General features: G+C 69.6%; 7 protein-coding genes. 5 read left to right on the forward strand and 2 right to left on the reverse strand.

Annotated elements, in window-relative coordinates; genetic code table 11:
• The 4 genes from ACQKIP_RS38455 to ACQKIP_RS38470 all read left to right on the forward strand — a co-directional run.
• Positions 1 to 620: aldehyde dehydrogenase family protein (locus ACQKIP_RS38455; protein WP_427745208.1), on the forward strand; the 620-nt coding region annotated here is incomplete at its 5' end.
• The gene (locus ACQKIP_RS38460; protein ID WP_365864899.1) at positions 617 to 1,096 is read left to right on the forward strand and encodes a DUF4334 domain-containing protein; all 480 of its coding nucleotides are present in this window, start codon (positions 617 to 619) and stop codon (positions 1,094 to 1,096) included. The genes ACQKIP_RS38455 and ACQKIP_RS38460, both read left to right, overlap by 4 nt.
• Positions 1,093 to 2,145, forward strand: a complete 1,053-nt coding sequence (locus tag ACQKIP_RS38465) for an alcohol dehydrogenase catalytic domain-containing protein (RefSeq protein ID WP_427745209.1) — start codon at positions 1,093 to 1,095, stop codon at positions 2,143 to 2,145. Before ACQKIP_RS38460 ends, ACQKIP_RS38465 begins: the two co-directional genes overlap by 4 nt.
• A 51-nt stretch (positions 2,146 to 2,196) precedes the next feature.
• A complete protein-coding gene (locus ACQKIP_RS38470; protein ID WP_365864903.1) occupies positions 2,197 to 3,360 on the forward strand; it encodes an acyl-CoA dehydrogenase family protein in 1,164 nt (387 codons plus the stop codon).
• Positions 3,361 to 3,388: 28 nt separating this feature from the next.
• Here ACQKIP_RS38470 and ACQKIP_RS38475 read toward each other — a convergent pair whose 3' ends face one another.
• A complete protein-coding gene (locus ACQKIP_RS38475; RefSeq protein ID WP_365864905.1) occupies positions 3,389 to 4,174 on the reverse strand; it encodes a DUF4239 domain-containing protein in 786 nt (261 codons plus the stop codon).
• Between the two features lie 191 nt (positions 4,175 to 4,365).
• Here ACQKIP_RS38475 and ACQKIP_RS38480 point away from each other — a divergent pair, with 191 nt between their 5' ends.
• Positions 4,366 to 4,740, forward strand: a complete 375-nt coding sequence (locus ACQKIP_RS38480; protein ID WP_365864907.1) for a VOC family protein — start codon at positions 4,366 to 4,368, stop codon at positions 4,738 to 4,740.
• Positions 4,741 to 4,803: 63 nt separating this feature from the next.
• Here the strand turns inward: ACQKIP_RS38480 and ACQKIP_RS38485 are convergent, their stop codons facing one another.
• Positions 4,804 to 5,166, reverse strand: a complete 363-nt coding sequence (locus ACQKIP_RS38485; RefSeq protein ID WP_365864909.1) for a DUF6479 family protein — start codon at positions 5,164 to 5,166, stop codon at positions 4,804 to 4,806.
• Between the last annotated feature and the right edge of the window lie 272 nt (positions 5,167 to 5,438).

Raw genomic sequence — 5,438 nt, forward strand, 5'->3', positions numbered from 1 at the left:
CCCGGGCACTGCGCCCGGGACGGTCCTACGACTACACGGCCGACCTGGGGCCGCTGGTCTCGCCGGCGCAACTGGCCGCGGTCAGCGCCCATGTCGAGGACGCCCGGGCCAAGGGAGCCACGGTGCTGGCCGGGGGCCGGGCCAGGCCCGACATCGGCCCGCTGTTCTACGAACCGACCATCCTCGAAGGCGTCAGCACCGACATGGACGCCTGCGCGAGCGAAACCTTCGGCCCGGTCCTCGCGCTGTACCCCTATGCCAGCGACGACCAGGCGCTGGACCTGGCCAACCAGGGAACCTATGGCCTGTCGGCCTCCGTCTGGTCCAAGGACACCCGCAAGGCCACCCGCATGGCCCGGCTCATCCGCACCGGATCGGTCAACATCAACGACGGGGCCGCCGCCGCAGCAGGCAGCATCGAAGCCGGCATGGGCGGCACGGGCGACAGCGGAATGGGCCGCCGCCACGGAGCCGAAGGCATCCGCAAGTACACCCAGAGCCAGACCATCGCCGTGCAGCGCCTCATGCCCCTGGGCCCCTCACCGAAACAACCGGTGGAAAGCTTCGTCGCCCGTACCAACAGCCAGCTGTCCCTCCTGCGCCGGCTCGGTGCGCGATGACCCACACCCTGCCTCCCGTACGCGAGCGCTGGCGGGCCCTGCGCACAGCGCCGGGCCCGGTCGACCCGGACGCCCTGGATGCCCTGTGGGCCGACCTCGACGTCGTGGACGCCTCGGCCATTCTGGGCTCCTGGAAGGGCTTCGCCTTCTCCACCGGCCATCCCATCGAGCAGGTGCTGGCCCGAAGCCACTGGCACGGAAAGCAGTTCACCGCCCTGGACAACGCCCAACCGCTCATCTGCCGGGCCCCGGACGGCAGCCTCTACTCCGACACCACAGCAGGCCGCGGCGAGGCCAGCCTGTGGAACATCGAGTTCCGCGGCGAGGTGACCGCCACGATGGTCTACGACGGCATGGCGGTGTTCGACCACTTCAAGCGCGTGGACGAGAGCACCCTCATGGGCGTGATGAACGGCAAGGCCAGCACGGTCTCCGCCGGCGGGCACCTCTTCTACTTCGCCCTGGAGCAGGAGTGAAGATCTCCGCCCTGCTCTCGCACGGCCCCGCGGGCGGCGAACTGGTCGACGCCGAACTGGACGACCCCCGCCCCGACGAGGTCATCGTCCGGATCGAGGCAGTGGGGGTGTGCCACACCGACCTGCTCACCCGCAGGAAACTCGGCACACAGCCGGCCGTCCTCGGCCACGAGGGCTGCGGCACCGTCGAACACCTGGGACCCGCCGCCGGCGGCCTCAGCCTCGGCGACCGGGTCGTGCTCTCCTTCGCCTCGTGCGGCGGATGCGCCCAGTGCCGGGCCGGCCTGCCCGGGTACTGCGCCTGGGCGGCCGCGCTCAACGGCTCGGGACGGCGGCTCGACGGGTCGCCGACCCTGCGGGTGGGGGACCAGCCGGTCTTCGGGGCCTTCTTCGGCCAGTCGTCCTTCGCCACCGCCGCACTGGCCCATGCCCGCTCCTGCATCCCCGTCGGCGACCTGCCACCGGAAGTCGCCGCGCCCCTGGGCTGCGGATTTTTGACCGGCGCGGGCGCGGTGCTCAACGTCCTGCGCCCCCGGCACGGCGATCGCCTGCTGGTCGTCGGCGCCGGCGGGGTGGGCGCCGTCGCGGCCCTGACAGCTCTCTCCGAAGGCGTCGAGGTCGTCGTGGCCGAGCCCGTCGCACCGCGCCGCGCCCTGCTCGCCCAGTACGGCGCCACGACCGTGGCCGCACTGGACGAACCGATACCCGCGGTCACCCACGCCCTGGACACCACCGGACAGCCCGAGTCGATCGCCCGCGCGCTCGCCCTGCTCCAGCCGCGCGGCGTCCTGGCCCTGGTCGGGCTGGGAGCTGCCCAGGCATCACTCGACGTACGGAAGTTGATGCTGCGCGGGCTGCAGGTGCGCGGCTGCGTCGAGGGCGATGCCGATCCCTCGCACCTCATCCCCGAGCTGGTCCGGCGCTTCCGCAGCGGCCATCTGCCCCTCGACCGCCTGGTGACCACCTACGCCCTGGCCGACTTCGACCGGGCGGTGGCCGACCAGCGCGCCGGCCGGACGCTGAAACCCGTCCTCCTGCCCGGGACCTGACCACCCGCACCCCCCTTCCTCCTCCGACCATGCTCTGGAACAGGAATCCTGATGGCCGATGTGATCTCCGCCGACCGGTCGCTGTACGACGACGAGCACGAGCTCCTGCGGGACACGGCCCGCGCCTTCGCCGACAAGCACGCCGAGCCGCACGCCGAGCAGTGGCGCACCGAGGGCAAGGTCGACCGCGAACTCTTCCGCGAAGCCGCCCGCGCGGGCATCCTCGGCTTCAACATCCCCGAGGAATACGGCGGCGGCGGGGCCAGCGACTACCGCTTCAACGCGGTCATCGGCGAAGAGTTCTCCCGCCATCCCGCCTCGGACGGGCTGGCCTCACTGACCCTGTCCAACGACATCGTCGTGCCCTACTTCACCGACCTGACCGACGAGGAGCAAAAGGCCCGCTGGCTGCCGGGCATCGCCGCCGGAGAGCTCGTCGTCGCCGTCGCGATGACCGAACCCGCAACCGGCAGCGACCTGGCCGGCATCGCCACCACCGCCGTCCGCGACGGCGACGACTACGTGGTCAACGGCAGCAAGGTCTTCATCTCCAACGGCCAGAACGCCGACCTGGTCGTCACCGCCGTACGCACCGGACCCGACCGCCACGGCGGGATCAGCCTGCTGGTCATCGAGGCGAACCGCCCCGGCTTCTCCCGCGGGCGCAACCTGGAGAAAGTCGGCCTGCACGCCCAGGACACCAGCGAGCTGTTCTTCCACGACCTGCGGGTACCGGCGGCCAACCTGCTCGGCCCGGAGGGAAGCGGCTTCAAATCCCTGATGCGCAACCTGCCCCAGGAGAGGATCTCGATAGCCGCCAACGCCGTGGCATCCATCGAGGGCGTACTGGAACGCACCCTGGACTACGTCCGCGAACGCAAGGCGTTCGGCCGGCCGATCGGCTCCTTCCAGAACACCCGCTTCGAACTGGCCGACATGGTGACCACCGCCCGGGTGGGACGCGCCTACCTGGACGATCTGCTCGCCCGGCACTCCCGCGGCCGACTGAGCGCGGTGGATGCCGCATCAGCGAAATTCTGGGCCACCGAGCGCTACGTGGACATCGTCGGCCGCTGTTTCCAACTGCACGGCGCTTATGGCTACATGCTCGAATACCGCATCGCCCACGACTACCTGGACTCGCGCATCACCACCATCTACGGCGGCACCACCGAGATCATGAAGGAGATCGTGGGCCGGGACCTGGGCCTGTAGCCGGACACCCCCACCCGAGAGGACCGAGTCACCAGTACTGAGCGAGCACGCCTTCCTTGAACGGAGCAGGCGAAACGGCGAGATCGCCCGCGAAGGGATGGTCCAGCGTCAGGCACAGCAGCAGACTCACGCCGATCAGCGCGGCCACCGACATCACGAACATCAGGTTCGCGCGCAGGCTCCTGATGCCGTACAGCAAGGTCAGGGGAAGCATGATGAGCGCGCCACCGTAGACGAGGATGTTCAGGAGGGACGGCAGGGACTGCTCCGCGTCGGAGAGCCGGGTGCGACGTGCGCCCGCGATCTCGCCCAGCGTCGCGACGGACTGCTGGTAGTAGGTCTTCTCGGCCTCGGTCCGCGGCTCGTAGTCCTGGAACACCTTGTACAGCGCGACCACTTCGGGGTTGGTGACACCGGGGTCGGGCCGTCCGGCGCGCATCATCGGCCACTGCTCGTCGACGACGACACGGACGTACGCCCCCACGGCGTCCGTCACCCGGCGCTCCTGCCCGGGCGGGAAGGCCGGGGCGTCGCGCACCACCTCGGCGGTCTGGCTGGCCTCGAGCGCGACGTTGGTCTCCGCCTCGTTGAGGCCCTCCCACTCGGCCACCACGACGAAGGCCAGGATGATTCCGTAGATCGCGGCGTACATGCCGAGCACGACGCCGATCATCTCGTTGTGCGTGCCGTTCGCGTGGTGAGGAAATCTGCGCCGCAGCACCATCAGGCCGGCCACGGCAGCCAGTACGGCGCCGCCACCGAGCAGCCCGGCAAGCGCGAGAGTGCTGAAGTTATTGAGCAGCCAGATACCCACGGCCTCATAACGCCGAGCCCTGGCCCGGGTTACTCCTCAGCCGCGGCGTCGCCGGCGCACCCGGCACCGCAGTGCCAGTCGTCACCCGACCAGCCCGAAGCCTGGTCCTGGTGCATGCTCGCGGGGGAGAGGGGTACGAAAGCTCCCGTACGGGTGCTACGGCAGTGGCTCAAGAGAGAAGAGTGTCGGAAGTGATTCGAAAGCTGCAGGCGGTCGCGCTCGATTGCGCCGATCCGGTACGGCTCGCGGCGTTCTACGCGGAACTGCTCGGCGGCCGGGTGGTCGAGGATCCGGAGGATTCCGACTGGCTCGAGGTGCACGGCTTCGAGGGGATTCCCATTGCCTGCCAGCGGGTGGACGGCTACCGCCCGCCCCAGTGGCCCGGCCAGCAGTACCCGCAGCAGATGCACCTGGACTTCGACGTGGACGACCTCGACGGGGAGGAGAAGCGGGCGCTCAGCCTCGGCGCCACCGTGCTGGAGCGAACCGACAAGATCCGCCCGGAGGCCAACTGGCGGATCTACGCCGACCCGGCGGGCCACCCGTTCTGCCTCTGCGTGCACTGAGCCGACCCGGCCCGGCCATCCGGGTGCCGGGCCTGGTGCGGGCAGCGCGCAGGAGGGAGGACGTCAGCCGAGGCCGCCGCTGCCGAAGCTGCCGCCACCACCCGGCTTCTTGTGGTCCTCCGGGTCCTGGGAAGGACTGCGGTGAGTGCTCGGCGTGCCGTAATTGCCGTCGAGTTCAGTCGGCGTCAGCCGACCGCCGTCGCGGGGTACCTCATTCGGCTCCCGGAACTCCCGGACTTCCCCCACAGGGCCGTCCTCGGGCAATTTCGGCTGCTCTTCCGGGCGCGGTGGCGCGGGCTCACGCGACCGCACTCGACGCCCCCAGAAAAAGGCGGCCAGAAGAACCCCGACCACGACCAGGCCGACGATCCACATGAGCAAGGCCGTGCCCGACGATGCGGCCATTTCCCACTGCATGGATTCCATAACAGTGTTCTACCCGGCCTCCCCGACTCATACCAGCCGAATCCGTGACAGGGAGCGCCTGGCATGCACCCGCTTGAAAGCCCGCCTTTCCGTCTCCCATTCGGGTGAAATCACTGGTCCAATGCTTTCTCCGCAGCGACGGAAGCACACGGCGTAAAAGCGTAAAAGGGTCACGGGGTGCATCACCTCTCCGGTGTTCCCGGACGAAGCGGTTGGGTGAAGCGCAGCATGTTGCCGGACGGATCGAGGAAGACGCAGTCGCGGACGCCGTC

The organism is Streptomyces sp. NPDC059900 (genome assembly GCF_050270335.1).
Classification (GTDB): Bacteria; Actinomycetota; Actinomycetes; order Streptomycetales; family Streptomycetaceae; genus Streptomyces.

Bases quoted from the DNA above. Each gene is read 5' to 3' on its own strand.
- ACQKIP_RS38460 (WP_365864899.1), top strand. From the start codon at position 617: ATGACCCACACCCTGCCTCCCGTACGCGAGCGCTGGCGGGCCCTGCGC.
- ACQKIP_RS38470 (WP_365864903.1), top strand. From the start codon at position 2,197: ATGGCCGATGTGATCTCCGCCGACCGGTCGCTGTACGACGACGAGCAC.
- ACQKIP_RS38485 (WP_365864909.1), bottom strand. From the start codon at position 5,166: ATGGAATCCATGCAGTGGGAAATGGCCGCATCGTCGGGCACGGCCTTG.